Genomic DNA, 1436 nt, shown 5'->3' on the forward strand with positions numbered 1-1436 from the left:
GGGGTGGGCTAGTGATCTTGGTCTGGTTCGGTGAGGAGGCGGAGCAGGCCGTCCTCGAGCGTGGCGGAGCTGTCGGGGAATTGGGCGTCCGGTAGTGCCGGGGTCAGCTCATACGGCGTCCAGGGGGCGCCTGCTGGGGCGGGGCGCAGCCATGACCAGGTGCCGTGTTTCTCGCCCGGCCGGGGAAAGACGAGGGTCTGAGCCTGTTCGGTGGTGAGCACGGGGCCGAAGCGGAAGAGGGCTTGCATGTGGCGTAGCGCGTCGTCGACGTGCGCGGGTGGGACGGTGACGGTGGCGGTGGGGGTGATGCCGCTGGTGGCGTGGACGGCGGCGCGCGGGTCGAGCAGCAACAACAGCGGGGTGGGGGCCGGGTCGCCGAAGGTCAGGTGGAGGTAGTCGGCGTCCTGCGGGATGCCGGCGGGGTTGAGGGGCCCGATCTGTGTGATGTAGTCCTGCCGCTCATCGGGTCGTGCGGCCATGCCTTCCGGCTGCGTATTCTCATCGGAAGGCAAGCCAGTAAAAAATAGGTGTAGGGCGGTCCGGACTAGTCGATGTGAGATACCATGTTGCCCCCTTCTTAAAGCGATATGCGTCGAACGCTGACTTATTTCCCATAATAGAAAGAAGATAGTTATCGCCATAGCCATAGATTGTCCCCCTATATTCAAAGTCGGGGGTTAGGATGATCAGGATGCCGTCCTTGTCGCAGGTGAACTTCTGCGATGAGCTGCTTGATACCCCCTCTTTTTGTGTCAACACAGGTTTGAGCTGGATCGGGTTCTCGAACAAGTCGGTGAGAATAGTCGTCCACGCTGACGCGACCTTTCCGGAGACCGAAAGGTCGCCTGAGACCGTCACGTTGTGGTCGGCCCGCAGGTCATGTTTGGCGATCAGGGCGTCGGCGTTCAGCGGTCCGTGCACGTCGAGCTCGGATTGGACGGTGAGCTTTCCGACTATCAGCCTGTCCGTAGCGTGGGTCGTGAGCTGGCCGACGGTCAGGTCGCCGGCGTCGAGGTTGTCGGTAACGGTCATCTGGTGCAGGGTGGGGTTGTTGATGGTGATGGTGATGGTGGCGTACTGGTTGACCGGCTGGACGTCGTTGGATTTCTGGGCTCCGGAGGTCATGGACGCCTTCAGGGTGAAGGTGGTGTCGCTGAGGATCTTGTCCATCGGGAGGGTGTAGGAGGTGCCGGATCCTTCGTAGAGGGTGGCGCCGTCGCCGTCGTACAGCTGGAAGTAGGTGCCGTTGCTCTCCCAGGTGAAGTGGACGTCGTCGCCGGCGGTGAACTTCGTCTTGGGAATGGATTGCTTGTCCGGGGCGGTGGACAGGAAGTTGTGCAGGTAGAAGGCGGGTTCGGTTGTGGGCAGGGTCAGGTCGAGCGGGTCCTTGCGACTGTATGTGTCGCTGGTCGTGCCGGAATATTCGGTGACCAGGC

2 protein-coding genes are annotated in these 1436 nt (G+C 62.0%); both read right to left on the reverse strand.

The window, feature by feature from the left end:
- Window positions 1-8 precede the first annotated feature (8 nt).
- Window positions 9-479, reverse strand: coding sequence for a hypothetical protein (locus tag E1294_RS51920; protein WP_220448454.1), 471 nt, complete (start codon window positions 477-479; stop codon window positions 9-11).
- A gap of 19 nt (window positions 480-498) precedes the next feature.
- On the reverse strand, window positions 499-1436 hold a 938-nt coding region (locus E1294_RS54010), incomplete at its 5' end, for a hypothetical protein (protein WP_220448455.1).

It is taken from the genome of Nonomuraea diastatica, assembly GCF_004349015.1.
Taxonomy (GTDB): Bacteria; Actinomycetota; Actinomycetes; order Streptosporangiales; family Streptosporangiaceae; genus Nonomuraea; species Nonomuraea diastatica.